27 protein-coding genes are annotated in these 26,842 nt (G+C 57.1%); 9 read left to right on the top strand and 18 right to left on the bottom strand.

The genetic code is table 11. The features are described from left to right. The first annotated feature begins 197 nt into the window (after positions 1-197). Positions 198-890, top strand: coding sequence for a GntR family transcriptional regulator (locus BJF91_RS10520; protein ID WP_075614407.1), 693 nt, complete (start codon positions 198-200; stop codon positions 888-890). 34 nt (positions 891-924) lie between these two features. Here BJF91_RS10520 and BJF91_RS10525 read toward each other — a convergent pair whose 3' ends face one another. Beyond that, positions 925-2,217, bottom strand: coding sequence for an MFS transporter (locus BJF91_RS10525; protein WP_075614408.1), 1,293 nt, complete (start codon positions 2,215-2,217; stop codon positions 925-927). A 398-nt stretch (positions 2,218-2,615) separates the two neighbouring features. Between BJF91_RS10525 and BJF91_RS10530 the strand changes: the two genes are divergently transcribed. Beyond that, on the top strand, positions 2,616-3,500 hold the full coding sequence (locus BJF91_RS10530; protein WP_234801592.1) for a formate/nitrite transporter family protein: 885 nt from the start codon (positions 2,616-2,618) through the stop codon (positions 3,498-3,500). Positions 3,501-3,505: 5 nt separating this feature from the next. Here BJF91_RS10530 and BJF91_RS10535 read toward each other — a convergent pair whose 3' ends face one another. Further along, the gene (locus tag BJF91_RS10535; protein ID WP_075614409.1) at positions 3,506-4,693 is read right to left on the bottom strand and encodes an ROK family transcriptional regulator; all 1,188 of its coding nucleotides are present in this window, start codon (positions 4,691-4,693) and stop codon (positions 3,506-3,508) included. A gap of 354 nt (positions 4,694-5,047) precedes the next feature. Between BJF91_RS10535 and BJF91_RS10540 the strand changes: the two genes are divergently transcribed. Together BJF91_RS10540 and BJF91_RS10545 are read left to right on the top strand one after the other, a co-directional pair. Further along, positions 5,048-6,223 (top strand): zinc-dependent alcohol dehydrogenase, encoded by a 1,176-nt coding sequence (locus tag BJF91_RS10540; RefSeq protein WP_075614410.1) that lies wholly within the window; start codon positions 5,048-5,050, stop codon positions 6,221-6,223. An 89-nt stretch (positions 6,224-6,312) separates the two neighbouring features. Beyond that, entirely contained in the window at positions 6,313-6,918 is a 606-nt protein-coding gene (locus BJF91_RS10545; protein WP_075614411.1) for a hypothetical protein, read from the top strand. A 282-nt stretch (positions 6,919-7,200) separates the two neighbouring features. Here BJF91_RS10545 and BJF91_RS10550 read toward each other — a convergent pair whose 3' ends face one another. Beyond that, positions 7,201-7,917, bottom strand: coding sequence for an EthD domain-containing protein (locus BJF91_RS10550; RefSeq protein ID WP_075614412.1), 717 nt, complete (start codon positions 7,915-7,917; stop codon positions 7,201-7,203). 367 nt (positions 7,918-8,284) lie between these two features. Between BJF91_RS10550 and BJF91_RS10555 the strand changes: the two genes are divergently transcribed. Continuing rightward, positions 8,285-9,202, top strand: coding sequence for a LysR family transcriptional regulator (locus BJF91_RS10555; protein ID WP_075614413.1), 918 nt, complete (start codon positions 8,285-8,287; stop codon positions 9,200-9,202). 118 nt (positions 9,203-9,320) lie between these two features. Here the strand turns inward: BJF91_RS10555 and BJF91_RS10560 are convergent, their stop codons facing one another. The 6 genes from BJF91_RS10560 to BJF91_RS10585 all read right to left on the bottom strand — a co-directional run bounded on the left by BJF91_RS10560 (position 9,321) and on the right by BJF91_RS10585 (position 13,948). Beyond that, positions 9,321-9,995, bottom strand: a complete 675-nt coding sequence (locus BJF91_RS10560) for a 4-carboxy-4-hydroxy-2-oxoadipate aldolase/oxaloacetate decarboxylase (protein WP_075614594.1) — start codon at positions 9,993-9,995, stop codon at positions 9,321-9,323. Between the two features lie 95 nt (positions 9,996-10,090). Continuing rightward, positions 10,091-10,927 (bottom strand): ABC transporter substrate-binding protein, encoded by an 837-nt coding sequence (locus BJF91_RS10565; RefSeq protein ID WP_075614414.1) that lies wholly within the window; start codon positions 10,925-10,927, stop codon positions 10,091-10,093. Positions 10,928-10,957: 30 nt separating this feature from the next. Next, entirely contained in the window at positions 10,958-11,725 is a 768-nt protein-coding gene (locus BJF91_RS10570; protein WP_075614415.1) for an amino acid ABC transporter ATP-binding protein, read from the bottom strand. After that, the gene (locus BJF91_RS10575; RefSeq protein ID WP_075614416.1) at positions 11,722-12,480 is read right to left on the bottom strand and encodes an amino acid ABC transporter permease; all 759 of its coding nucleotides are present in this window, start codon (positions 12,478-12,480) and stop codon (positions 11,722-11,724) included. Before BJF91_RS10575 ends, BJF91_RS10570 begins: the two co-directional genes overlap by 4 nt. Further along, entirely contained in the window at positions 12,477-13,184 is a 708-nt protein-coding gene (locus BJF91_RS10580) for an amino acid ABC transporter permease (RefSeq protein ID WP_075614417.1), read from the bottom strand. The genes BJF91_RS10575 and BJF91_RS10580 overlap by 4 nt, the downstream gene beginning before the upstream one ends. After that, positions 13,181-13,948: an SDR family oxidoreductase gene (locus BJF91_RS10585; RefSeq protein ID WP_075614418.1), complete on the bottom strand. Its 768-nt coding sequence runs from the start codon at positions 13,946-13,948 to the stop codon at positions 13,181-13,183. The genes BJF91_RS10580 and BJF91_RS10585 overlap by 4 nt, the downstream gene beginning before the upstream one ends. Positions 13,949-14,139: 191 nt before the next feature. Here BJF91_RS10585 and nac point away from each other — a divergent pair, with 191 nt between their 5' ends. Then, a complete protein-coding gene (gene nac, locus BJF91_RS10590) occupies positions 14,140-15,045 on the top strand; it encodes a nitrogen assimilation transcriptional regulator NAC (protein ID WP_075614419.1) in 906 nt (301 codons plus the stop codon). Here the strand turns inward: nac and BJF91_RS10595 are convergent. The 9 genes from BJF91_RS10595 to BJF91_RS10635 all read right to left on the bottom strand — a co-directional run bounded on the left by BJF91_RS10595 (position 15,042) and on the right by BJF91_RS10635 (position 23,715). After that, complete coding sequence (locus BJF91_RS10595) at positions 15,042-16,247, bottom strand: pyridoxal phosphate-dependent aminotransferase (protein ID WP_184412823.1); 1,206 nt, start codon at positions 16,245-16,247, stop codon at positions 15,042-15,044. The two genes, nac and BJF91_RS10595, sit on opposite strands and share 4 nt — an antisense overlap. A gap of 60 nt (positions 16,248-16,307) precedes the next feature. Further along, positions 16,308-17,075, bottom strand: coding sequence for a 5-oxoprolinase subunit PxpA (locus BJF91_RS10600; RefSeq protein WP_075614421.1), 768 nt, complete (start codon positions 17,073-17,075; stop codon positions 16,308-16,310). Positions 17,076-17,110: 35 nt separating this feature from the next. Continuing rightward, entirely contained in the window at positions 17,111-18,106 is a 996-nt protein-coding gene (locus tag BJF91_RS10605; protein ID WP_075614422.1) for a 5-oxoprolinase subunit C family protein, read from the bottom strand. Further along, a complete protein-coding gene (pxpB, locus tag BJF91_RS10610) occupies positions 18,103-18,810 on the bottom strand; it encodes a 5-oxoprolinase subunit PxpB (protein ID WP_075614423.1) in 708 nt (235 codons plus the stop codon). Before pxpB ends, BJF91_RS10605 begins: the two co-directional genes overlap by 4 nt. Beyond that, positions 18,807-19,205 (bottom strand): acetyl-CoA carboxylase, encoded by a 399-nt coding sequence (locus BJF91_RS10615; RefSeq protein WP_075614424.1) that lies wholly within the window; start codon positions 19,203-19,205, stop codon positions 18,807-18,809. The genes pxpB and BJF91_RS10615 overlap by 4 nt, the downstream gene beginning before the upstream one ends. Beyond that, on the bottom strand, positions 19,202-20,581 hold the full coding sequence (accC, locus tag BJF91_RS10620; RefSeq protein ID WP_075614425.1) for an acetyl-CoA carboxylase biotin carboxylase subunit: 1,380 nt from the start codon (positions 20,579-20,581) through the stop codon (positions 19,202-19,204). The genes BJF91_RS10615 and accC overlap by 4 nt, the downstream gene beginning before the upstream one ends. Beyond that, positions 20,581-21,009 carry an acetyl-CoA carboxylase biotin carboxyl carrier protein gene (locus BJF91_RS10625; protein WP_075614426.1) on the bottom strand — a complete coding sequence of 143 codons (429 nt, stop codon included), beginning with the start codon at positions 21,007-21,009 and terminating at the stop codon, positions 20,581-20,583. Before BJF91_RS10625 ends, accC begins: the two co-directional genes overlap by 1 nt. Before the next feature lie 421 nt (positions 21,010-21,430). Then, the gene (locus BJF91_RS10630; RefSeq protein WP_075614427.1) at positions 21,431-22,639 is read right to left on the bottom strand and encodes an aminotransferase class V-fold PLP-dependent enzyme; all 1,209 of its coding nucleotides are present in this window, start codon (positions 22,637-22,639) and stop codon (positions 21,431-21,433) included. Positions 22,640-22,794: 155 nt separating this feature from the next. After that, positions 22,795-23,715, bottom strand: coding sequence for a LysR family transcriptional regulator (locus BJF91_RS10635; protein ID WP_075614428.1), 921 nt, complete (start codon positions 23,713-23,715; stop codon positions 22,795-22,797). Between the two features lie 176 nt (positions 23,716-23,891). Between BJF91_RS10635 and BJF91_RS10640 the strand changes: the two genes are divergently transcribed. The 3 genes from BJF91_RS10640 (at position 23,892) to BJF91_RS10650 (ending at position 26,380) form a co-directional block, all read left to right on the top strand. Next, positions 23,892-24,275 carry a RidA family protein gene (locus tag BJF91_RS10640; RefSeq protein WP_075614429.1) on the top strand — a complete coding sequence of 128 codons (384 nt, stop codon included), beginning with the start codon at positions 23,892-23,894 and terminating at the stop codon, positions 24,273-24,275. A gap of 61 nt (positions 24,276-24,336) precedes the next feature. Further along, positions 24,337-25,359, top strand: coding sequence for a carbon-nitrogen hydrolase family protein (locus BJF91_RS10645; protein WP_075614595.1), 1,023 nt, complete (start codon positions 24,337-24,339; stop codon positions 25,357-25,359). A 4-nt stretch (positions 25,360-25,363) separates the two neighbouring features. Continuing rightward, positions 25,364-26,380 carry a molybdopterin-dependent oxidoreductase gene (locus BJF91_RS10650; RefSeq protein WP_075614430.1) on the top strand — a complete coding sequence of 339 codons (1,017 nt, stop codon included), beginning with the start codon at positions 25,364-25,366 and terminating at the stop codon, positions 26,378-26,380. The last annotated feature ends 462 nt before the right edge of the window (positions 26,381-26,842 follow it).

The following is a 26,842-nucleotide window of genomic DNA, read 5'->3' on the forward strand; positions in this document are numbered from 1 at the left end:
TCCTCCCTGAAATCTTTGGCCATGCGGCCATGCCCGCTTCTCTCCCGAGCAGGCATCTGCATTGAAGCACTAAAACATCAGTGCATCAATCCTATTTTTATGATTTAAGATTTGCAAGGGAAAGCGGGAACAGGTTTCCTCGTCGGTGTGGCAGTGGCTGCACAGCCACAGGGCCGCAAGCAGAAATGGGTGAACGAATGACCGGAATGATCAGGGGTGGACAGTTGGACCGCTCGCGGCAGGTGGCCCTGCAGGTGCATGAAATCCTGCGCGACAGGATCTTGAAGGTAGATCTGGCGCCCGGCACGGTTCTGTCACGCGCCTCGTTGCAGCTGGAATTCGGTGTCAGCCAGACACCCGTACGCGATGCGCTGATGCGGCTGCAGGAAGAAGATCTTGTCGAGGTCTATCCGCAATATGCGACCGTGGTTGCCAAGATCGATCTCGACCATGCCCGCCAGGCGCAATTTCTCCGGTTATCGATCGAGCTTGAAGCGGTCCGGCGGCTCACGGAGGAGGCACCGGAGGCAACGGCTGCAACCCTCTCGGCAATCCTGATGCGCCAGAAGGAGGTCGCTTCTCCGGAAACCTATGACAAGTTCGACAGCATCGACCGGGAGTTTCATCAGGCCTTTTATGAGAAGACCGGCATCCTACGGCTCTGGGCCAGTGTGCGGCGCCAGAGCGTGCATCTCGACCGGTTGCGGCGGCTGAACCTGCCGATGCCCGGCAAGATGCAGACCGTGCTTGACGACCACCAGGCGATCATCGACGCCATTGCGTCAGGCAAGCCGGACGCTGCGGCATCCGCACTTCGCAAGCATCTCTCCGGCACGCTGTCGATCATCGAAATCATCAGCGCCGAATATCCCGATTACATCACCTCTTGATGCCAAGGCCGCCCAGGAGACGGGATCACAGGCTTCAGTGCGCCGACGCCGGGGTCATGCGGCGTGTCTTTTCCAGGCTGATCGCCAGGATCGACGCGAGCAGGCAGAAGCCGCCGGCGATGAAAAAGGCCGGCAGATAGCTCTGCAGCTCGGTGCGTGACAGGCCAGCGCCATAGGCCGCCGTTGCCGCTCCGAGTTGATGCCCGGTGAAAACCCAACCGAAGACGATGCCGGCTTTTTCACGGCCGAAGCGGTCGGCGGCGATCTTGACCGTAGGCGGCACGGTGGCGATCCAATCCAGGCCATAGAAGACAGCGAAAATCGACAGTCCGTAGAAGGTGAAATCGCTGAAAGGCAGGAAGAGAAGGGATAGACCGCGCAGACCGTAATACCAAAAGAGCAGCCAGCGATTGTCGAATCGGTCCGACAGCCAACCAGAGCCGATCGTGCCGAAGAAATCGAAAATGCCCATGACGGCAAGCACGCTTGCTGCCGCAACCGGCAGAATACCGAAATCGCCGCACAGCGTGACGAAATGGGTCTGGATCAAACCATTGGTGCTCAATCCGCAAATGAAGAAAGTCGAAAACAAGATCCAGAAGGTCGAGGTTTTCGACACTTCGCGCAAGACCGAAATAGGGGTGCGCAGCATTGCCGACAGGCCGCCCCTCTGCAACGGCGCAGGAGCTATCTGATCTTCCCCCAAAGCCGCAAGGCCGAGATCGGCAGGACGGTCGCGCATCAAAGCCAATACCACGATGGCGGCAACGAGGATCATCATGCAGACGAAGCCGACGGTGGTGCGCCATCCGTAATTCTGCGTCAATTGCGCCATGACAGGCAGAAACACCAATTGGCCCGTGGCCGAACTTGCCGACAGCATGCCGACCACGAGACCACGATGTTTGGTGAACCAGCGGGCCGAAATGGTGGCGGCGAGCACCATCGCCGTCAGTCCGGTTCCCAGGCCGACGACGATGCCCCAGAGCAGCAGAAGCTGCCAGACCTCTTTCATGAACAGCGAGCCGATGAAGCCGCTGGAAATCAGGATCAGGGCGAAAACGATCACCTTGCGGACGCCGAAATAATTCATGAACGCAGCCGCAAATGGCCCCATCAGGCCAAACAGCAGCAGGCGCACGGCAAGCGCCGAGGAGATTTGCGAGGTTTGCCAGCCAAATTCGTCCTGAAGCGGTTTGATCAGCACTCCGGGGGCGCCCATCGCCCCTGCCGTCACCAGCATAGTTAGAAAGGTCGCGGCAACGACGACCCAACCGTAATAGATATTGCGACGGGCCAGTGATCTGGCGATTGCGGATGAGAGCATGGCGGGTTCCGGTGGATGTCTCGAGAATAGCAATTGGCCGGATCGGGAGTGACAGACCGGCTCCAGAACACATCACACCTCGCACAACTTTTCCATAGCATTATAGCTAAAACTGAAATCCCTAGTGCTGTGCGGTTTTTGAACCTCCGATTGCTTTAGCGTGCCTGCTCCATCAATTCCTGGCGGTCGAAATATCGAAGCCACCATACCAGTCTACATCAATGGCTGCAGATCAGCGACGGTCCACGCCGGCAAACGATAGCTTGCTTGTGCCAATAGCAGGGAACCGAACTTCTTCTCCGCCGTTCCCGCTGCACCCCTCAACCGTGTCCGGCTGCCGTGCGAAACCATACGCATTCCAGAGGCAGCGCCGAGACCGTGATCATTGGGAAAGGACCATGATGCCGCAAACCGTCCAGCCAGGCTCCGAAGAAGAGAACGTAGCGGCAGAAGAGGCTAAGCCTTCGCCATCCATGTCGGAAGGCGACAAGCAGGCCGTCGATGAACGAGGCTCGGGCTCGGCCAAAGTCGTGCACGAGGTCGTTCGTCTTGAGGGCGACGAGGAACTGGACCGGCCGTTATTGTCGCTGCTGCTTTCGGGCTTCGCGGCCGGTGTGGCGATAAGCGCTTCCATCCTCGTTGAAGCGTTCTTGCAGATGCATCTGCCGGAGGCGCCGTGGCGCGAGTTGATCGTCTCCTTCGGCTACACAGTCGGCTTCATGATCGTCATTCTGGGCAATCTGCAACTGTTTACCGAAACGACCGTGACCGCCGTGCTGCCTATGGCGACGCACCCGACGCGCCGCAATCTCATGCGTCTGCTGCGGCTGTGGACATTAGTGTTTCTGGCCAATCTCGTCGGTACATTCCTGGTGGCTGTGCTCATGGTGAAGGCCGTCATCATAGAGCCTGAGCAACTCGCCGCCGCTCTCGACATCTCAAGGGCGGTGCTGAAGCACGACTTCACCACGACGCTGCTGCTGGCTACTCCCGCCGGCTTCCTGATCGCATCAATTGCCTGGATCTTGCCAAACGCCCGCGGCAGCGAATTCTGGGTGATCCTGATGATTACCTATGTCATTGCGCTCGGCGGCTTCAGCCACGTCATTGCCGGCTCAGGCGAAGCCTGGCTGGTAATGCTTGCAGGCGAAACCGATCTCAAGGGCGCCGTCGGCGGCTTCATCCTGCCGGCGCTGATCGGCAATATCATCGGCGGCACCGGTCTGTTTGCCCTTGTTGCGCACGGCCAGGTGCGCGGCGAGATCAAACCCGGCAAGGACTGAATTGATCAGCCGGGAAGCCGCATTTCGCTCGGCAGATCCTGAGGCGAAAACAGAGCGTTGTGTAACTGGTTGAGTGCCATCGCCACGGCTCCGACGAGCGTGGCGCGCGCGCCTAGCGTACTTGCCTCCACCGAAATGCCGGCATGCGTTGAAATCGGCAGGGCCTCGTTGACGCTTCGCACCATGAGTGGGTTGCGTCCGACATTGCCGCCAAGCAGGATCTTGCCAGGGTCGAGCATGGCGTGAACGGAAACCACGAGCAGAGCCGCCAACCGGGCGGTCTCACGCACCGTCTCGATTGCGCGCAGTTCCTGCGTCTCGGCTCGTTCCAGAACATCGCGCACCGTCACCGCACCTTCCGGATCGCCGTAGCGCTCCAGGATGCCGCGCGCGCCGATCGCGCATTCCAAGGCACCCCGCTCCAGGCTCTGATCCGCATAAGGATCCGCGCCGAAGGGCAGATAGGCGATTTCGCCGGCCGCGCCCTTGGCGCCGCGCATCAGCTTGCCGTTGACCAGCAATCCTAGACCGATACCCGTTCCCATCGACAGGAAGGCAACGGAGTCTAGTCCTACGCCCGCGCCCTTCCAGGTTTCACCGATCACGGCGGCATTGACGTCGTTTTCAATGATGACATCGCAGCGTAAAATCGCCTGCAGGGTCGCGACGATATCAAGCCCGCCGATATCGGATAGATTCGGGGCAAGCGAAAGGCGACCCGTATCAGGATCGACGACACCCGGCATGGCGACGGCGGCCAGCAGCACTTTGTTGCGGGCGATCCGCGCCTTCTTCAAGGCGGCTTCGACGATGCCATTGACGTGCTGCAACAGGTCTTCGCCGACATGGTCACCAACAGGTCTCTCAACCTCGTGGACGATGGCGCCGGCAATATCGGCGATGGCGAGACGAATGGTTGTCGCGCCAATATCAAGGCCGATGACGCAGCCGGCGTCCGGTGCCACTTCATAGGTCACGGCGCTACGCCCGACCTTGCCTGATACAATGCCCTTGACGCGAACCCAGCCCTCGGTTTCCAGCATGCGGATCACCTCCGACATAGTCTGCTTCGACAGACCGGTCTTCTTGGCGAGGTCCGCGCGGGAGGTCGGACCCTCGTGCAGGAGAATGTCCATGGCGGCGCGAACGGAAATCTGACGCAGCATGGGAGGCGTGCTCGTCCAGAGATTCATCGACAATCCCTCATTATCTCGACAACCGGCGCCATGCCATTGCTCAGGCATCCATCGCACAACCACCTCACCGATGCAAATAGTTCGTCTCCGTGACGAATTATTCGCACCGTTCGGGCGAACCCGCCTCATGAACTTGGCGCCAAGGCGATATTCAGTCCACGGTTGATACGCGAGATCAGTGACGGCAGCAATGCTGCGGAACGGGCAGACGGGAGTACGCCCAAAAAAATCGAGGAACTTCTGCCGGATCGCCATGTTGGGAGATGCCATGGAAGGCAGTGCGCTGCCCCGCAAGATCGTGAACTACATCTGTTCACCGCACCAGCATCAATACGAAGTCAGGAGACATACATGCGCGCCCTGGTATGGCATGGTAAAGAAGATATTCGTTGCGACACCGTCTCTGATCCCGAGATCGAGCATTCCCGCGACGCCATCATCAAGGTGTCAAGCTGCGCCATTTGCGGCTCCGACCTGCATCTGTTTCACAACTACATTCCCGCTATGATGCCTGGGGACATCATGGGCCATGAGGCCATGGGTGAAGTCGTAGAAGTCGGCACCCGCGCCAAGAGCAAGCTGAAGAAAGGCGACCGCGTCGTCGTGCCCTTCACCATCTTTTGCGGCGAATGCGAGCAGTGCAAGCGCGGTAATTTCTCGGTTTGCGAACGATCCAACCGAAAGAAATACTTGGCCGAAAAGGCCTTTGGTCATTCAACTTCCGGCCTGTTCGGCTACACCCATCTGACCGGCGGCTATCCCGGCGGCCAGGCGGAATATCTGCGCGTGCCTTTCGCTGATATGACCCATATCAAGGTTCCAGACAGCCTGTCCGACGAGCAGGTGCTGTTTCTGAGCGATATCCTGCCAACCGGCTGGCAGGCTGCCGTGCAGTGCGAGATCGAGCCTGATGATACCGTCGCCGTCTGGGGCGGAGGCCCCGTCGGCCAGATGGCAATCCGCAGCGCCATGCTGCAAGGCGCCCGCCAAGTCATTGCCATCGACTGCGTGGCTGAGCGTCTGTCAATGGCCGAGGCCGCTGGCGCGATTACGATCAATTTCGAGGAGGAGAGCGTTGTCACTCGGCTCAACGAACTGACCGGCGGCAAAGGCCCGCAGAAATGCATCGACGCCGTCGGCCTCGAAAGCCATGTCTCCATGGGCCAGCCGGATACGATCTATGACCGGGCCAAGCAGATGATGATGATGGAAAACGACCGGCCGCATGTGCTGCGCGAGATGATCTATGTCTGCCGTCCCGGCGGCATCATCTCGATCCCCGGCGTCTATAGCGGCCTCGTTGACAAAATCCCCATGGGCCAGGCGATGAACAAGGGGCTGACGTTCCGCATGGGCCAGACCCACGTCAAACGCTGGACCGACGAACTGCTGCGGCTGATCGAGGAAGGCCACATCGATCCTTCCTTCGTCATAACCCATACGGCGTCGCTGGATCAGGGGCCGGACATGTACAAGCTGTTTCGTGACAAGCAGGACAGCTGCATAAAGGTCGTTCTCAAGCCCTGATCGTCGTCACCATCCATTCGTCAACGTATTCCAGAGGCTGCAGCCTCGCCAGTCTCCGGAATGCGCGTCCCAAACTCGAAAGGTGCACCATGAACTTCTTGTCCAATCTCACTCGTTCCCAAGGCGATCCGCGGGTCATTAAAACCGGTCCGAGTTCGCTGTCTTCTTCCGACCGCCTGACGCGCGGCCTTGGTTGGTTCAGCCTCGGCCTGGGGCTGACGCAAGTTATTGCTCCAGCCAGGGTGGCCCAATGGCTCGGCATGCGCGGCAAGGAAAGTGTGGTCAGGGCCTGCGGCGTGCGCGAGATCGGCAGTGGTCTGTTGACCCTTTCCATCGACAAGCGTGCCGGCCTTGCAAGCCGCGTGGCGGGCGACGGGCTCGATATCGCCCTGCTTTTGTCGGCACTTGCACCCGCAAATCGCCAACGTGGCTACGCCAGCATTGCCCTTGCTGTGGTCGGAGGAGTTGCTCTTCTCGATATTGCGGCGGCCCAGGCACAGGTTCGCAGGCATAGTCGTGTATCCGGCCCGGCCCGCGATTATCGTGACCGCAGTGGCTTTCCTAAAGGCGTGGAATCTGCGCGAAAGGCGTGGAAGGCCGTGGTCGGCTCGCCACTTGGCACGCACGGCACGCCGAACGGCTCACCCGAGAAACAAGACGCCGGCGCAGGCAAAACTATTCCTCCGGGCACCTAAAGCCCCTACCAGACAGCCAGCGCCGCGCTGCAGCGTCGCTGGAACAGGACGTAAGAGCGGAGACCTACTTTATATGGCGTTTGGCAGCTTGATATCGCGCTGGACGGCCGTAGGTGGGAAGCGTTCAGCGATCGACCTCAATGTTTGCGGTGAACCGGAAAGAAGTTTGAAATCGGTCCGTAGGCCGACACAAGACGTTATTGCCCGGCAGACTTGAACCGCATCATGATCCGTTCTGTCAGCTTTGTAAGGCGACGCTGCCCCGCGGAGTTGACTGGCTCCTTAGGAGCCGCCTCCCCCGTTTCCATTAGACGCTGCCAATTCCTGCAAGCGTTCTTGCGTGATTTCTTCGGCGACAAGAACGATTGATTTGGCCCGCTCCACTCCGGTCGCATCGAACAGTTGATAAGCTCGCGACGCCGCGGCCATCGAAGCGTCCGCATCAGTGAACCATGCCTCGAACACGCAATCAACGAACCGCTCACCGACCGGTGGCATCGCAACTTGGTTTTCAGTTAACGCCGCAATTCCATGCCATGATTGAATCGCCTCGCTCATTTGGTGCAGTATCGCAGACCACCCTTGCTCATCGGTAGTCTCCGATCGGCTGACCAGCACGAAAAGCTTGTGGGTCGTCCTCGATCCAGCCAAAATTACGCGGGGTGAGACGTTCAAACGAGCGACGCTCGGGTCGTGAACGAAGCGTGGTTCATCCGGTCGCAGATTTGCGAGGTAATATGGCGTAGTGACTGCGGCCTGCATTGCGGCGAGGCTTTCGAAGTGCAGTTCCGTCACAAGATCACGTTCAATGGTGTGGACACCATTATACTCCGGATATGCGCCGTCTATCACGTGATTTTGCACATAATATGCAGGCATCGGGCCGGCATCAGCCGGCGGCAATACGACCATTGGCCCGTGGACATCGCGATAGTGGTCAAGGGCCGCCTTGCGAGTAAGGCCTGGGGCGCGGCGAACGACGAAAAAGAACTTTATCATAAATAATTACCCATCATGTTCGACGGTGAACGCCTCCCCGCCGATATGGCGGAGCAGGAATCCCGGTGGTCTGTGGCAATTTCAACAAACGCCGTGAATGACTTCAGAGACGGCAAACGCTTTGTAACCTCCCCAGCGATCACCCTTATCCAGCGGTTGATTGTGCTAGTTCCACCACAACGATCGAGATTGACAAAGATGATATTTTTAATGCAAATCCATTCAGGATATTGATGCATCCGGCATTTCAGTCGACTGCGATCCACTCCGTCGTCTACTGCGCACGACCAAATAACGCGGCTGGACAGCACTCGCAGAAGCGGCGTTCCGGCTGAACGATTATGAACGGGAGGGGCCGTAGGACGGCATGCGCTTCAAGGGGCTCGATCTTAATCTGCTTGGCGTGTTCGAGACGCTGATGCGAACGCGGAGCGTATCACGAACGGCAGAAGAGTTGCACCTCAGCCAGCCGGCGATCAGCTCAGCGCTAAGGCGAATTCGGGAGTATTTTGACGACGAGATCCTCGTCACGCACAGCAAGCGTATGTTCCCAACAGCTTACGCAGAAAGCCTTTTACCTCAGGTCCGAGAAAGCCTCCGTGCGATTGAGAATGTAATTGCTACGTCTGCAGGATTTGATCCGACCACTTCTCAACGCACGTTCCGTCTCGCTGCATCGGATTACATTGTAACGGCACTCCTTGCGCCGCTCTGCCGCAGGCTCACAACCGAGGCACCGTCGGTGCGTCTCGAACTGCTGTTCAACGACGACCAAAGCATTGGACAGCTCGAACAAGGCGATGTCGACCTCGTTATAGCGCCGGACGGCTATATCGCCCATAACCTGCCTGCAGAACACCTGCTCGATGACCGTCATGTCGTGGTCGGCTGGAACGAAAATCCTTTATTTGCCAAGCGGATCGACGAGGCGGCATTTCTGTCCGCAGGCCATATTCAAGTTGCGGTCGGTCCGCAACGTACGACAGTGTTCGAGGATCGCGAGCTGAATATTCTGGGTAAAAAGCGGCGGATTGAACTGATCGCCTCGTCCTTCACCCTGCTCCCTTGGCTACTGGTTAAGACAGACCGCTTGGCATTGATGCATGAACGGCTCGCGCTGGTTATGGCCGAACATCATCCAATCGCACTGGCCGAGCTCCCATTTTCTTTTCCATTATTGCGGGAGATGGTGCAGTATCATCCAGCCCGCGCCAACGATACCGGCCTGATTTGGCTGAGGAAGCGCCTGCAAGAGCAGGCGCTAATCGATAATGTCAGGAAGTAGAGGCCGCAAATTCGTCAGCCTGACATATAGCACAGTCTGCACGAATGCTGCCTTGTTACCTATCTCATCAGAGCAACGGATCTCTCAAGGTTTGCTAGAATAGCGCGGACTGACCAGTTCAAATGTCCACTAGGAGGCCTTTTGCCTTCAGCACCGCGTCTAGATTGGAAACTTCCACAACAGACTTTCCATCTTTGTATGCAGCGATAAAGCCAGCTTCTGCATCTTCGCGTGCTTGAGAAAGCCTCGCTGCTTCGCGGGCATCTTCGCGCCTTACCACCACCAAACCGTCGGCGTCGCCAACGATAATATCACCCGGGTGTATGATCTCTCCGCCCAGCACGATTGAATCATTGACTGCTGCAATGGTTTCTTTGACCGTTCCTTTGATGCAAACGCTGAGGGAAAAGACCGGGAAGCCAAGGTCTCGCAATTGAAGCGTGTCGCGAACACCGGTATCAGTGACGAGGCCACCAATACCTTTTGCAAGGCAGGCATTCGCAAGGACGTCGCCAAATGAGCCCGCCTCTTCATACTCACCGGCGGAAACGACGATAATATCGCCGGGCTTGGCGTAATTGATGGCCAGTTGCAGCATGAGGTTGTCACGCGGCGCGCATTTGACCGTGAAAGCCGGCCCACACAGCTTCATCCTGTAGTCGACGGGTTTCAGTCGTGATGACAATGCGCCGCGGCGGCCCTGTGCTTCATGAATAGTTGCGGGAGAAAAAACCGAAAGAGCCTCAATGTCCTCTTTGGCGGGCCGTTGTGCTATGTCTTTAATATGGATCACTTTGATTTCCTCGCAGCGGAGTGGCTGGCGGTGGATTGGTTCCGCCAGCATCTGCACGCTTGTCTTCTGGTTAAGCTGAGTACCCGCCTGATGGCTTACGGGATGGGATCGAATTTCAATTCGGAAAGCGGCACGACCTTATCGGTGCGCGTCATCTTGTAGTCGGTGTTCGGGCCAAGCCACTTGTCCCAGATCTGGTTGAGTTCACCGGATGTATCGAGCTTACGCAGCACTTCGTTGATCTTTGCCGTAAGGGCCGGATTGTCCTTGGCCATGCCGATGCCAATGGGTTGATAGAGCATCGGCTCGGGGATCATCCGCATTTCCTTGCCCTTGGTCTTCGACTCCATGACCAGCTTGGTCGTGGTCATCGTATTGGCAACCATGCCCCGGGCCTTGCCCTGCTGGGCGGCAAGATAAGCCGACACAGTATCCTGGAATGTCAAAGGATCGGACTTGTTGAGCTTGATCGACATTTCCGAAGTCGACCCTTTCGTCGATGCCAGTCGCTGGCCTTCGAAATCGGCCTTCTTTTGGCCGGGGTCATCAACCGGCACGATCAGCATTTCCTTTGCGAGGTAGTACGGGTCGCTGAACTGGATCTGCTCGGCGCGGCTGACTGTGTAGGCGAGATTCGCAACGGTGATATCGACACGGCCGAGCTTCACCTCGGGCACGCGGGCCTCAACGGAAACGGGCTTGATTTCGACCTTGACACCCAAAGCCTTGCCAATTGCGTTACAAAGATCAACGTCAAAACCAACCATTTCACGCGTCTTCGGGTCGGGCGAGGCAAAGGGTGGAACGTCTGCGAACGTAGCGCAACGCAGCGTTTTAGACGACATAATGGTATCGAGTTGATCCGCCTTGGCGGGCGAAATTGTCGCGGCGGTCGCAAGCACGGCCGCCAGAGTAATGCTTGTCCAGTTCATTGCTGTTCTCCTATTTTTTTGTTTTGGATGTCAGTGACGCAGATCAGCGAGGAACCGCTGCGCACGCGGGTGACGAGGGGTCTTGAAGAACTCCTCCGGCGGGGCCTTCTCGATGATCTCTCCCGCATCGATGAACCAGATGAGATCTGCAACATCGTGGGCGAACCCCATTTCATGCGTGACGCACAGCATGGTCATGCCTTCTGCCGCCAGGCTTTTCATCACCGAAAGGACCTCCCCGACCATTTCCGGATCAAGCGCGCTGGTTGGTTCGTCGAACAGCATGACAGGCGGCTCCATAGCGAGGGCACGCGCTATGGCTACCCGCTGCTGCTGTCCGCCCGACAGCTGGCCAGGGTAGGCGTTTGCCTTTTCTGCAAGACCGACGCGATCGAGGAGTTTCAACGCCTTGTCATGGGCTACATCGGGCGCGACGCCCTTCACCCGCACGGGCGACATCGACACGTTCTCAACCACCGACAGATGTGGGAACAGATTGAAGTTCTGGAAAACGAAGCCGATGCTGCTGCGCAAGAGGTTGAGCTTCTTCGACGGCATAGACGCGTGAATGTCCTGCCCGTCGAACACGATCGAGCCGCTGCTGATCTCTTCCAGACGGTTGATGGTGCGGATCAGCGTCGACTTGCCGGAACCGGAAGGACCGCAAATGACCACGACCTCACCGCGTGCGACCGAAGCATCTATGTTCTTTAAAACGGGGTGGTCGCCATAGCTCTTGTACACATTGGAGAGGCGTATCGCAGGCAACTGTTGCGTCGTGGGCGCGGACAAGGTCATGGCTGCTCCGATAGAATTTGTGACGGTGCCAGAGGCGCAATTGATACGCCTCTGATAACACCGGCGCGCCGGCGGGTTATCCGTCGCTCGATGGTGTTAGCGATCTTGGTCAAGGTCCAGCAGATGGCGTAGTAGACGGCCGCCAGAAGCAGGAAGACCTGGAATGGCTGTGTCAGAAGCTGGTTATTGACCTGACTGGCCGCGAAGGTAAGGTCTGGCACGTTGATGACGTAGCCGATCGTCGTGTCCTTGATCGTGGAAACGAAGGTCGAGATGATGCTCGGGATCATATTGTAGAGCGCCTGGGGCAGGATGATGAACCGCATCGCCCCCAAATAGCTATGCCCCAGCGCTTTGGCTGCTTCCATCTGCCCGTGCCCAAGCGCCACGATGCCGCCGCGTACAACTTCGCTCAGAAATGCGCCCTGGTAGACGACCAGTGTCGTCAACATGATCATGAAGCTTGGAACATCCGCACCGCTCAACAGCGGCACAAGGAAATAGCTCCAAAGAACCAGCATTAGCAGCGGTACCCCGCGTGTGACGTAGACGAGTCCCGTCAAAGGCCACCGCAAAATCCACCATTTTGACAGGCGCGCCAAGGCAAACAGGATGCTGATCGGAAAGGCCAGCGCGATACTAAGCGCCGAAAGGATCAGCGTATTGGCCAAGCCGCCAAGCGGACCGTTGGGATATTGACCAACCAGCAATAGCAGCCAGTATTCCTTGATGATGAGAAGAATGTCAGTGATCATGCGCGCGCGCTCCGAACCGGATCTGCACGCAGAGACAAATAAGCGCCAACCCCCATGATCAGCAGCGAAAAGAAGAGATAGAGCACCGTGCCGATCAGGTAGATTTCGAATGTCCGGAAGCTGAGATTTTCAATCTCTTTCACAGCATGGGTTAGTTCTGGTGCACCGATGATGATGGCAAGGCTGCTATTCTTGAAGAGGGATACACTGTGATTGATGAGCGGAGGAAGCGCATTGCGGATCCCCTGCGGCAAAATCACGAAACGCATCGCCGACAGATAAGCATGCCCGAGAGCGGTAGCCGCTTCCATCTGCCCTGGACTGACAGATCGTAGTCCGGACCGCAGATCTTCGCTGAAATAGGCGGCCTGGCAAAGCCCGAGCCCAATCACGGCAAATATTGTTTCGGCGTTGTGAGCCGAGAGCCATGCCGTCAATCCGTTCGGCAGCAAATTGAATATGCCGAAGTACCAGAGCATGAGCTGCACCAGCGTCGGCACGTTGCGGTGATAAGAAACATAGGCTGCAACAATGGGCTCGCCAAAGCGAAATGGAGAAAAGCGGATCGACAGAAGCGTGATTGCAAGACCGATGGCTAGTATCCATGACCCAACAAAAATGACGAAAGTCATCTCGACGCCATGCACCAACATGGCGACATAGGCTGGGTCCTTGAGAATGGCCGAAAGATCGAACCCGGTCACCGCTTCGGCTCCTCGGTCTCACTCGCCTGTGGCCGTGCCGTTTGAAGCCCACCCATCACCTGCAGCGTCGGCGTGATCTCCATGTGTCCGATATTCACCGCCACTGGCGCTGCAATGGCAAAGGCGATCGCTTCGGCGATGTCAGCGGCTTGCGGCAGTTCGAAACCATCGATGAACCGCTCGCGAACGCTGCTATCGTTGCCGTGGACGTGATTGAAGATTTCGGTTGCAACACGACCGGGGCAAATCTCCGTCACGCGGACACGCTTGCCGAAGGCATCCAGCCGCAACTGATTGGAAAGCATAGCCACGCCGGCCTTGACTGCATGATAGGTGGAGTTGCCGCCGAAATTGTAATTTCCGGCAATCGAGGAGATGTTGATGACGTGGCCGCGATCGCGCGCCACCATGCCAGGCACGATCAGACGGCAAATGTGCAGAACGGCGCGCAAATTGACATCGACAAGCAGATCGATGTCCTCTTCGTCTGCATCCAGAAACTTCTTTGGCCGATCGACACCCGCATTGTTGACGAGGATGTCGAATGGGATCGTGGACGCGAGTTGGGCAAGCGCCGCACGATCCGTAACGTCGATGACGTGCGCGATGCATTTGGTACGTTCAGCAAGAGCCTTAAGAGCGTCACCGCTACGGGCGATGGCGTGCACTTCGATATTCTCGCGACGGAAGCGCTCGACGATGGCAGCACCGATGCCGGAGGATGCACCCGTAACCAATGCTGTCTTGTAATCGGAGAATGGCATTGACGTCCCCTTTTTGTTGCCGCAGACATTAGCGGCGCTTTAAATTCTTGCCTAAGACCGATTATCTCTGGAGTGATAAGTAACTTGTATGGAGCCCCTGCTCTCCTAAGAGTAATCGGCGGACCTGTGTTTGCAAAAGGCACCTGCATCTGTAACCATGCATCTACTCTCAACAGAAGCATGCGATCCAAATGGACATCAGGCGCCTCAAATCATTCATCGTGATCGTCGACAGTGGGAGCATCACCCGCGCGGCTGATCTTCTGCACATCGCGCAGCCGGCGCTTAGTCAGCAATTGGCCGCGCTGGAAGAACACTTCGGTCAAAAGCTTTTGATACGCAGCCAGCAGGGTGTTAGCATGACTGATGCGGGCCATGCGGTTTATCGCCATTCCCAGATCATCCTTCGCCAAATGGAACAGGCGCAGGCAGATGCCTCCGCAGCAGGTAATTCGTTGGCAGGGCGTGTTTCCGTCGGGCTCGTACCCTTCAGCAGCGCCGCGACACTTTCCGTCGAACTGCTGGCAGAGACACGTCGGCGCCATCCCGGCATTCTGCTGCATCTGACCGAGAGCGTTGGTCAAACCTATAGTCAGATGATCATGAACGGTCGGCTGGAGATGGCGCTCATCCACGGGACTGGGCCGATCAAAGGCGTGCGGTTCGATCCGATCCTGAGAGAGGACTTCTATCTTGTCGCGCATCGCGACTTTGGAATCGAGGATGATGACAAACCCGTCCCATTAGCGGCGCTGGACAGCATGCCTTTGTTGTTGCCGCCGGCTTACAATTTCGTTCGTCGCGCTGTGGACACGGCTTTCACCCGTACCCGCAACAATATGAAAGTGGTCGCGGAGGTGGAAATCGTACGAACTTTGGCCCGTGCGGTTGCCGCAGGCCTTGGTGCTACGATCATGCCGAAGGCCATTGCCGACCGTATTGCGACAGAAACCGGCGAACCTCTGATCTGCCGGATCATCTCCCCGCGGATCGAGGAGACGCTGTCTTTATGTGTCTCCGATCAGAACCCTCTGTCGGAGCCGGCGCTAGCGGTGAGGGACATTCTTGTGGAGCTGACCGAAAGGCTCAAAATTTAGCGCATGTCCCTGCAGAACTGGGCAATGCGGGCGCATCCTTCTTCCAGGTTTTCCATGCTGGTTGCATAGGAAATTCGGAAGTACGGGCTCATGCCATAGGCGGTACCCTGCACGGTTGCGACATGGTGCTCATCGACGAGCGCCATGACGAAATCCACATCGGTTGCAATCTTGCGCCCGCCCCTGCTGGTCTTTCCGATCAGGCCCGACATGTTGGGATATACGTAAAAGGCACCTTCCGGCTTGTGGCAGCGTAGGCCTTCGACCTGTGACAGCTTGTCGATGACAAAATCGCGACGCTCGCGGTAGATCGCTGCCCGCTCCCTCAGCAAGTCTTGCGGGCCATCCAGCGCGGCGATAGCGGCTGCTTGCGTCAATGTGGAGATACCCCCGCCATTTTGGCCGTTGACATTGCTGATAGCCGCCATCAGTTCCTTGGAGCCACTGGCACAGAAGCCAAGCCGCCAGCCTGTCATCGCATAAGCCTTGGAAACACCATTCATCGTCAGCACGCGGTCATGAAGACGAGGCTCGACCTCGGCAATCGTGCAGAATTCGAAATCGTCGTAAACCAGATGCTCGTAGATATCATCGGTCAAGATGAACACATCCGGATGGCGCAGCATGACTTCGGCAATCGCAGCCATTTCGGCTCGCGAGCATGCCGCACCTGTTGGATTGTTGGGGAAGTTCAGAAACAACCACTTGGTTCGCGGTGTCAGCGCGGCTTCCAAGTCTTGCGGACGTAGCTTGAAGCCCGCCTGCTCAAAACAGGGAACTGCCACCGGAACCCCGCCGGCAAATTTGACGATATCTGCATAGCTTACCCAGGAAGGTGTGGGTATCACGACCTCATCGCCGGGATTGCAGGTCGCAAGCATCGCATTGAAGATGACCTGCTTTCCGCCACCCGACACGACAATCTGGTTGGGATCGTAATCGAGGTTATTGTCGCGCTTGAACTTCCTGCTGATCGCGGCCTTGAGAGCTGCAGTGCCATCCATGGGCGGATATTTGGTTTCGCCCTTCAGGGCGGCAGAATAGGCAGCTTCGATGGCATTGGCTGGCGTCGGAAAGTCGGGCTCGCCTGAGGAGAGGCTGACGACTTTGATACCGTTGGCTGCCAGCTCCCGGGCGCGCTGGGTCATGGCTGCGGAGGCGGAAATGGAGACATTCTTCAGGCGTTCGGCGGCGACGGACATCAGCATGGTCTTTCGATGACAGATTGAAATTGGGGACCGCCCGGAAGGCGATCAAGCATATTAGCTGGCGAGTTCCGCCGCAGGCACAAGACGAGCGCCGGCGGCTTCGATTTCGCTGCGCACGATGCGCGCGAGTTCAAGTGAACCCGGTGTATCGCTGTGAACGAGAATGGAACGCGCGCGCATTGGGATAATAGATCCATCGATCGCTTCAAGGACACCGTCGATCAGGAAGCGACGCACGCGCGCACGTACCGATGCCTCATCCTTGACGAGCGCACCCGGCAGACCCCTGGCAACGAGCTTGCCGTGAGCATCGTAGGCGCGGTCTGCCAGAAACAAAGCGAGCACCTTCAACCGGGCGCGCCGAGCCGCCTTTTCGATCTCGCTGCCTGCGGTAACAAAGATCGCCAAACCAGGGTCGACCGTGAAAATTGTTTGCATCATGAGGTCCGCCAGCGACGGATCACGCTCGACCATATTCCCCATGGCCGCGTGGAAGCTGAAATGGCCGACAGTCATACCTTCGCTTCTGGCAATCGCCATCAAGGCACCAAGCTGGTAAAGCATCTGCTGACGCAACTCATCAGGTTGAAACGGCATTTCGCGACGCCCGAACCCTAGGCGGTCCGGCAAACCCGGATGCGCACCGATACCAACGCCGTTCGCCTTGGCCAACCGTACCATTCGCATCATCGTGTCCGGATCGCCGCCATGAAATCCGCAGGCAATATTGGCCGAGGACACGATCTTCATCATCGCCTCATCGTCGCACAGCCGGTACGGTCCAAATCCTTCGCCCATGTCGGAATTCAGATCAATCTTCATCCCACGTCCCTCTCATCGCCAACCATCAGGCCCACTCACGCCATCGCCTTCAGCGCGCGTTTGACCATGGGTATGGTTTGCCTGACATCTGCCACGTATTGGTCGACGGCTCTTTCGACGTCCCGCGCTTCCGCATAGCTCGATTGTACGAACTGCACACGGCTACCGATGCGAGCCTGTCCAAGACGCCACAGGTCGCATTCAATCACCCCGGCAATCTTCGGATAACCACCAGCGGTATTCGCGTCGCTCATCTGCACGATTGGTTCGCCACCGGGCGGGATCTGGATGACTCCCGGCACCACCCCATGAGAGCGCATCTCGACGGTTTGCGTTGGCACGATTGCAGCTCCGGATAGACGAAAGCCGGTGCGATCGCTACGCGACGAGATACGCCAGATCTGATCCCAGAACGCCTTGCCATTGTCCGCAAACAGGCCGTGCTCTCCCGCCGGCAAAGCACGAATGAGCAAAATCTCGTCCGAACCGGACGGGAAGACATCACCCAACGCAATCTCTGGCTCGACGATCGCAAGACCGGAGGCAGGGAGCGGGATGAACCCGGGGGTCTCACCCACAGCGAGCCGGTCGCCTTTCTCCAGAGGGCGTCCGGCATGTCCACCGAAGTTGCCGCGCAAAGACGTGCTACGCGAGCCCATGACCGCGGGAACATCGACACCGCCTGCGACACTGACATAGGCACGCGCGCGTTTGGGAGGATGCATCAACTCGAGCGTCTGGCCCGCTTCGGCGGTATAGGCACACCAGGCAGGCAGTTCGATGCCGTCGATCACGGGATTGCCATCCGTACCGGTCACGGCAAAGACGGTCGGTTCGGTGAAACGCAGGCGAAATGGAAACGTCTGGATCTCCAGAACCGCCGCGCCCTCGTCATTGCCTGCAAGGCTATTGCCGATCCTGACCGCAAGAGGGTCCATCGCGCCGCTGGCGGAGACACCGATATCTCTGTAGCCGGGACGACCGAGGTCTTGCACAGTGTTGAAGGGGCCGGATTCGAGGACTTCAATCATAACTCGACCCTCGCAGGAACGAAGCGAACCGTGTCACCAGGCGCCATCATAGCCGGCGTGGGTGAATGTGGGTCGAACATCTGCAAATCGGCAAAGCCAATGGAATTCCAGCCATTGGGTCCGGTCAGCATGGCGACGCCAGTCTGCATGCCGCCGATAGTTACGCAGCCCTTTGCCATCTTCAACGAAGGGACGGCCTTTCGTGGCATGTAGATGCGCGGATCAAGTCCGTGGAGATAGCCGAAGCCAGGGGCACTGCCGAGCGCAAAAACCCTGTAGGTTGCTTCATGATGGATACGGATCACCTCCCTATCAGTAAGCCCCGACAGGTCACACAAGGCTGGCAGATCTATCGCGAACTCGCCGCCGTAATGAACTGGTATCTCCACGGTTTTGCCGGCAAGATCGATACTAAGGGCACGATCCCAGGCTTCGGATAACCGATCTATGACCAGACCGAGGTCATCTGGCGTCTGCTTGAAGATCGCAAGCAGATTGGTCATTCCAGGAATGATTTCCGCCAAGTCTGTCCAGCTCTTCAACGTCTGCGAGAGCGCCCAGATGCGACGCTGGGCGGGAAGGTCGAAATCACCGGGCGCCTCGAGGAGGAACGATCGGCTGCCGATCGCAGAAACACGGGGTTGATCCTTGCCGGCGGGAATGACATTCAATGTCAGAATTTGCGTAGTTGCCGTAGCTATCATAATTGAGGCTCAATCTCGAACAGAGCATCGCCGAAGCCAACGAGGGCTCCAGGCTCGACCGACCGTCTGGTTAAGAGGCCTGGACGACCAGCGATCAGAGGAACCAGAACCGGACCAATCCGAAGGAAGCCCAACATTTCGTTCTTAGCGACGGCATGCGGGATGTCTGTGATTATGCCGCTCTTGAGACAGAAGATACCTGCCATCGGAGCCCTAACGACGAGAGCCTTGGATGGCGGCTTGTCGACCTGCGGAGGGGCACGGCGACCAGACGAAACGGTGATGTGCAGCTGTCCGGAGGCACTCGAGATTTCCAGTCCATCTACGCCGGCTGCCGTCAGCGCGTCGGTCAGAAAAGTAATCTTTTCCAGATCGGCGAAGTCGATCGCGCTCATCGCGGAGCCCTTTGTTTCAGCCATTGCTCCAGATAGTGAATGTCGACCTCGCCTTTGGCGAAGTCAGCATCCTCGAAAAATGCACGCAGGAAGGGAATGTTTGTGGAGATCCCATCCACGCGCGTGGTAGCAAGCGCCTGGCGCATCTTCTCCAGCGCCTCATTCCGCGTCGGTGCGTGAACGATCACCTTGGCAATCAGCGAGTCATAGTAGGGAGAGACCTTATACCCTGCATGGATATGGGTATCGACACGGATGCCCTCCCCTTCTGGCAATTCGAGCGCAGTGATGAGGCCAGCGGACGACATGAAGCTCTCGGGATCCTCGGCGTTGATGCGGCACTCGAAGGAATGGCCCTCGCATGTCACTTGTCGTTGCATCATCGCCAACGGAGCGCCTAGCGCCACTCTGATCTGTTCCTTGACTATATCGATCCCGGCCGTGAGTTCGGTGACCGGATGCTCGACTTGGAGCCGCGTATTCATCTCGATGAAGTAGAAGGCATTGTCCTCATACAGGAACTCAAAGGTTCCCACGCCGCGATATCCGATCTGGCGGCAGGCTTGGACACAGGCTTCACCGATTGGCCCGATGACCTCAGGAGCAATTCCTGGTGCAGGCGCTTCCTCGACAACCTTCTGGTGACGTCGCTGAATTGAGCAATCGCGATGCCCGAGCCAAACTGCGTTGCCATGGCAATCGCAGAGAACCTGGATTTCGACATGACGGGGATGCTGGAGGAACTTTTCCATGTAGAGCGCCGGCGTCCCGAAAGCCTGGCGCGCCTCTTCACGCGTCAGCGCCAGGGCATCGTGCAGCCGGGCCGGTTCATCTACCACGCGCATGCCGCGCCCGCCGCCGCCGCCGGTCGCCTTGATAATGACAGGGTAACCTATATCGAGTGCGATCTCCTCAACGCGCTTTGGGTCATCTGGCAACGCCGTATCCGGGCCGGGAACACAAGGAACGCCGGCGGCGATCATTGCCCGCTTCGCCGCGATCTTGTCACCCATCGTGGCGATCGCGTCGGCGGTCGGCCCAATGAAAGTCAGTCCTGCACTCTCGACGGCCTCGGCGAACAAAGCATTTTCGGAGAGGAACCCATAGCCAGGATGAATCGCCGTTGCGCCGGTAAGCCTGGCTGCAAGAAGAATGGCGTCTTTGTTTAAGTAGCTTTTTGCCGGGCTGGATGGCCCGATGCAGAGAAACACCTCTGCAGTTTTACCATAGGAAGCGTCACGATCGGCCTCGGAACACACCACCACCGTTTTGAGCCCGAGATCGCGGCAGGCGCGCTGGATTCGCGTCGCGATTTCACCGCGGTTTGCGATCATAACGGTGTCGAAAAGCGGCTTCTTCTCGGGAGTTAACGACATCAAGCTATCTCCGCGAGCACATTGCCCGGCTCAACTTCACCGCCATCAATGTCGGTAAGGTGCACAATGCGCCCAGAGCGTGGAGATGAAATAGCGTTGAATACCTTCATCGCTTCGATGACAAAGAGCGTCTGCCCTTCCTCAACCGAAGCACCGAGCGTGACGAATGGCGGGGCATCCGGCGCTGGGGCTCGGTGAAGCACGCCGAAGATTGGTGCTTTGACAGGGATGGCAGCAGTTTGGGATTCGGTGGCTAAATTCTCGGATATTGCCAAGCCGGTATTTTGAAGGTCAGAAGGTGCCAGAACCGGGTCGCACTTCTGATCGCGAAAAATCCGAACTGTCACATCCTGCTCGGTAACCACCAGCCGCACTACGTTCGATCGCCCGACAAAATCTATAAGTGTTTTGATTTTCGATAGATCCATGACGCGCCTGAAATCAGAATGACGGCTCCGCCCCCAAACGATTGGGGTGGGACCAATTTAAGGTCATTCGTAACATGAGCGGTTCATTGATGGGGTCAGACGAAGTTTGAATGGAATGACATCAACGGTGTTGGCGCTGCAGTCAAATTGCTCCACCTTGGCAGTCGGGCGCTGAAAAACGTAGCGATCTGCGGCGCAGGTTGAACTTCAAATTTGGCCCGCGTTTCAGAGCATGACCTTAAAATTTCTCATCTATCTGAAGCTATGGCTGGAGCGTGCTAGATCAGGCTTAGTTGCCACCTTCGCCCAGGGATGCCTTAAAAAGACCGGGCAGCCGTCATTGCGATCAGGTTGCTCTGAGTAAAAGGATAGACAGAAGGGGAGACACTAAAAATATTTCCCGCGAGACCTCGGTGGCAGATCAGCTATAAGCCAAGGCGGCGATCGCTTTAAGAAACGCATCTACCTCTTCCTCGGTATTATAATAGTGCGGAGATGCGCGCACCACGGGCGGAAGGAGGCGTGCCGAGGCGTCAACCGGTGTGCTGGAGGGGGGCGAAACCGAGACATTGATCGCCCTGTCCGTCAGATAGGCCATGACCGCTGATGCTTCCCACCCCTTAACCGTGAAAGAGATGATGGACGCAAGCGGAGCCCCGAGATCGTGCACAGATACAGCTTGCATGTCTCTGAGGCCTTCTCTAAGCCTTGAGGAAAGATGAATGCAGCGCTCTTCAATCTTTTCGAGCCCAATCTCGAGAGCGTATTCGACTGCCGCCCGAAGGCCGAGGCGAACAGAATAGTTTTTTTCCCAGGTTTCAAATCGCCTTGCATCGGGTCGCAGCTCATATCCACCGGGGCCGGTCCAAGGTGCACCGTAAAGGTCGATCATCGCCGGCTCGATCGTCTCCAAGACCGACTTCCGCATGTACATGAAACCAGTTCCTCGCGGCGCACGAAGAAACTTCCTGCCAGTCGCCGTAAGAATGTCGCAGCCCAACGCGTTGACATCGATCGGCGTTTGACCTGCCGCTTGGCAAGCGTCGAGGAGATAGAGAATGCCGTTATCTCGTGCAATCCGACCGATAGCTGCAGCTGGATTGATGAGACCGCCGTTCGTGGGGATCCAGGTAACCGCTATCAAACGCACCCGATCGTCTATCATTTTCAACAGTGCTTCTGGATCGAGAACACCAGAGGAGTCATTTGGAATAATCTCAACCGATGCACCCGTGCGTTTGGCGACCTGCTGAAAAGCGATATAATTGGCCGCAAATTCGGCACTTGCGGTCAGGATCCTGTCTCCAGGGCCAAATGAAAGAGAATAGAAGGCTCGCTGCCAAGCAATCGTTGCGTTTTCCGCTATTGCTATCTCGTCGCGGCTGCAGTTTAGAAAGGTGCCTAAACTGTCATAGGTTCCTTCTAACGAGGAACTGGCCTCCGCTGCGGCCTCGTAGCCACCGATCTCACCTTCCCTCGTCAGGTACCCGGTGACGGCATTGATTACCGGGCTCGGCATCAAAGCCGCGCCAGCATTGTTCAGATGATTTCTGTTGTGTGTCCCAGAGGTGTCAGCACGAAGACGAACAAGGTCCAGTGTCTTGCTGGCATTGTAGGTGAATTCCGACATCGGCTTCCTTCCTCTGATCGACCCACAACCTTGTTGATGCAATTGCTGTGGTAACAGAAGCCAATACTTTCGCAACGCGCTGTGCAAAAATGCGCATCCGGTCTTGCTAGCCTTTGAAGTCCGCCTCGATGGTGGAGGTGGGCATCTGAGAGACCTCACTCAACCCATGAAGCCTTTCTCAAAAGTCGTTGCTCGTCGCGACGCAGCAGTTCTTTTACAAATTGCTTTACGGCCCTCACTCTGGGGAGATGGGCTAGGTCGTGATGCGCCGACATCCAGATCTCACGCTCCCCAATCAGCTCTTCGAGCACCGGAACGAGGCCGAGATTTGGACTGCGTGCGAATTCAGGAAGGGCCACGATTCCCGCTCCAGCAGATGCCGCGAACATCTGCGACATCATACTGTTTGAGCTGAACACGATTTTCGGGGCGGCTACCAACTCGTCCAGCCATAGGACGCTTTCAAGCTGGACCAGTTCCTCGATGTAGCCGACGAACAGGTGATGGCTCAGATCCGCGACGTTAGAGGGAACGCCGTTTCGCTCAAGATACGTCTTTGAAGCGAACAAGCCCGTCCTGAAACGTCCGATCATCTGACTATCGAGGGACGTGCCACTGGGCTTGAAGAAACTCAGGAATAGGTCGGCTTCCCGTCGGGCGACGCGGACGGTTTGCGGCGATGTTACGAGCTCGATTTCAAGTTCGGGGTACCGGTAACGAAGCTCGATGAGCCGTTCGGTAAGATAAAGCGTTGCGATGCCCTCCATGGTGGCCAATCTGACAGTGCCCCGCACCTCGTCTCTGTTGCCAACGTCGCTTCGAAGAGCGTTCACTCCATTCTCGATTTCCTCCGCTCTTCGCATCGTAACAAGTCCGGCTGGTGTCAGTAGAAGCCCATCCTTGGTCCGTTCGACAAGCGCGCTGCCTACCGTGTATTCCAAACGGGCAAGCCGGCGGGAAACAGTGGAATGGCTAACCTTCAGTGTCCGGGCTGCCCCGGTTACGCTTTTGCACCGGACGACGACGAGGAAGAGTTTCAGATCGTCCCAGTCAAGATGATCGATTGCAGTTGCCATATCCACCCCGTCTATTTTTGCACAGAGTAGTGCATCCTATTCCGGTTGGCGCGCAAATTCGTTCTGCTAGTCTGGAAGCTGTCGCAGAGGCGAGCACGCCGCTCAAATGAAGCAAAGCGTCTGGAAAGGCTGGCTTCTAATAGGCTGCGCTGCTCTAACTTAACCCGGGAGAACCCATGTCTAGACGAGTTGTGACTGCGTCGAATGCCGCAGCAGTAGGCCCATATTCGCACGCAACATGGGCCGGCGACCTGCTATTTTGCTCCGGCCAGACGCCTATTGATCCCAACACCGGCAAACTCCTCGATGGAACTGTCGCTGATCAGACGCGCCAGTGTTTCGACAATCTGTTCCAAGTCCTAGAAGCGGCAGGCTTAGGGCCCGATGATGTCGTGTCGGTCAACGTCTATCTGACCGAGATGAATGACTTTGCTCAGATGAACGAGATTTATTCGACGCGCTTTTTATCGCCCTATCCAGCCCGGACCACCATCGGATGCGCCAGCCTTCCGCTTGGAGCTCGCATTGAAATTGGTCTGACAGCAAAGCGGCAGTCATAACTCTGGTCAGAGTATCGAGCGATTTGGGTGATGAGGACAGTTGATTAGCAGGGGAATGACGATGAGAAATTCGAACTTTAAGGCCGCTGCTGCTCATGTTGCTCCGGTCTATCTTGAGCCCTTAGCGAGCGCCGAAAAAGCGTGCTCGATAATAGCCGAAGCTGCCCGAAACGGTGCATCGCTTGTGGTGTTTTCGGAAAGTTTTCTTCCCGGCTTTCCCGTCTGGGCGGCGCTTTATCCGCCCTTCCAATCGCACGGGCATTTCAAACGCTTCCTGACCGCTTCAATATATGTAGATGGGCCAGAAATCGACCTTGTGCGGAAAGCTGCTTCAAACAACGGCGTTTTCGTATCCATCGGCTTCTCCGAGCGCAATCCAGCAAGCATCGGAGGTATGTGGAACAGCAATGTCCTGATTTCCGATACGGGCGAGATCCTGATCCACCATCGAAAGCTGGTCGCAACGTTCTTCGAAAAGCTGGTATGGGATCCAGGCGATGGCGCGGGTCTGATGGTCGCCGATACAAAAATCGGGCGCATTGGCGGGTTGATTTGCGGGGAAAACACCAATCCACTGGCGCGATACAGCCTGATGACGCAGGCGGAGCAAGTTCACATAAGCACCTATCCACCTATTTGGCCAACTCGCGCGCCGACTGAGAGTGACAACTACGATAATCGGTTGGCCAACCGGATCCGGGCTTCGGCCCATTGCTTTGAAGCGAAGTGCTTCGGCGTTGTTGTTGCAGGTTGCCTTGACGGCGTCGCTCGCGACGCCATCGCTCTGGGTGAACCCGCCATTGAAGCAATTATAGATGCCAGTCCGCGGGCGAGCAGCTTTTTCGTGGGCCCAACCGGCACGCCAATAGGTGATGAGATGATCGATGAAGGGATTGGCTACGCCCATATCGATCTTGACGACTGCATTGAGCCCAAGCGATTTCACGATGTCGTTGCTGGATACAACCGGTTCGACATATTTGACCTCACGGTTAATCGGACACGCCGAGAACCAATAAGGTTTTCGCAGGATCGCTCCGGGGAAACTACCGGCGAGCCCGGCGCGACTGCTTCGCGGGAGTGAAGCGATGAAGCGGACGGGCCTTCAAATGACCAAAACCGGGTTTTCTTTCCGAGGCCCGGATGCAGGGGTGCATGCGCTAAAATCATGGATTACCCCAGATGACGATCTGTTCCTGGTGACCCACATGGGTTTCGTCGAGATAGACCCGGTGCACTGGTATCTCGATATCGATGGCATGGTCGGAAACCCTCTACGGCTGCGTCTATCCGATCTGCAAGCCATGCCACAGCGCGAGTATATGTCGTTTCACGAATGCGCTGGAAGTCCTCTCGCACCGACGGTCGCAAAACGCAGGGTCGGTAACGTAGTTTGGAAAGGCGTACCGCTGTCGACTGTTCTGGAAAAGGCCGAGATCCACACCGATGCCTCCTATATTTGGACTGCAGGTCTGGAGTGGGGGGAGTATGCAGACATCAACGAACCTTATCAGAAAGACCTTCCCATCGATAAAGCGCTTTCAAACGAAGTTCTTCTCGCTCTTGAGGTCAACGGCCGACCGCTTACCCCGGAGCGCGGAGGCCCGGTGCGCTTGGTGGTGCCAGGCTGGTATGGGACGAATTCAGTGAAGTGGGTTGGTTCGCTCAGGGCCGAAAACAGGCGGGCGACCGGCGCCTACACGACGCGCTTCTATAACGACCCTGCCCCGTCAGGCATGACGCCGGTTTGGAGTGTCGCGCCGGAATCTGTCATCGTGTCGCCGTCCCCGGATCATCCGCTGGAGGCTGGCGTACCGACAAAAATCTGGGGTTGGGCATGGGGAGATCGTCTAATAACTGGTGTCGAGATCAGTTTAGATGGAGGGAACCTGTGGCAGACCGCAACCCTCGGGCCACGCAGGGATAAAAGTTGGCAACGTTTTGAATTGCCGTGGATCCCGACATCCGGCACCCATTCGTTGCTGTGTCGCTGCATCGACGAACTTGGCCAAGGACAACCGCAATCCGACGCTCGAAACGCAGTGCATTCGGTCCAAATCCAGGTGAGTGATGGTGGCATCCGAAACGATCAAACCGCGACGTGAGCCTTGTTGCCCGGCCTGCCATCGTCGGGATACTGCGTTATGCTAAACCCTCATATTTTCGGTCTGTCATCTGGCGGCGATAGACCGCGATAGGATGCCGACGCTGAAGATGTAGAGGTTCATCGAAGCGCCCATGATTACTCCTTGCGGTGGATCCTTCGATGGGATTCATCCGCTGATTTTCCATGGATTTGCTGCGCAAAGTCATATTATGTCATATGAAAACTATGTACTCGGGAGCTGATCGGACGGTTTGTTTTGCTGCTCCATCGGCGATCAATAACAGCGTATGCTTGCCGGACTATCCATACATATACTCTGTCCCGCCCCTTCTGCATCTCATTGGCGATGGCAATGAGGATCTCCCAGCGCTCCGCGTGAACATTCCAGATAGGGGATCTGTCAGTCATGTTACGCCACTGTGAACTGATGGCGCGGGTGCCGAAACATCGAAGGACAACG

This window comes from Gillisella taibaishanensis (genome assembly GCF_001938985.1).
In the GTDB taxonomy this organism is placed as follows: Bacteria; Pseudomonadota; Alphaproteobacteria; order Rhizobiales; family Rhizobiaceae; genus Allorhizobium; species Allorhizobium taibaishanense.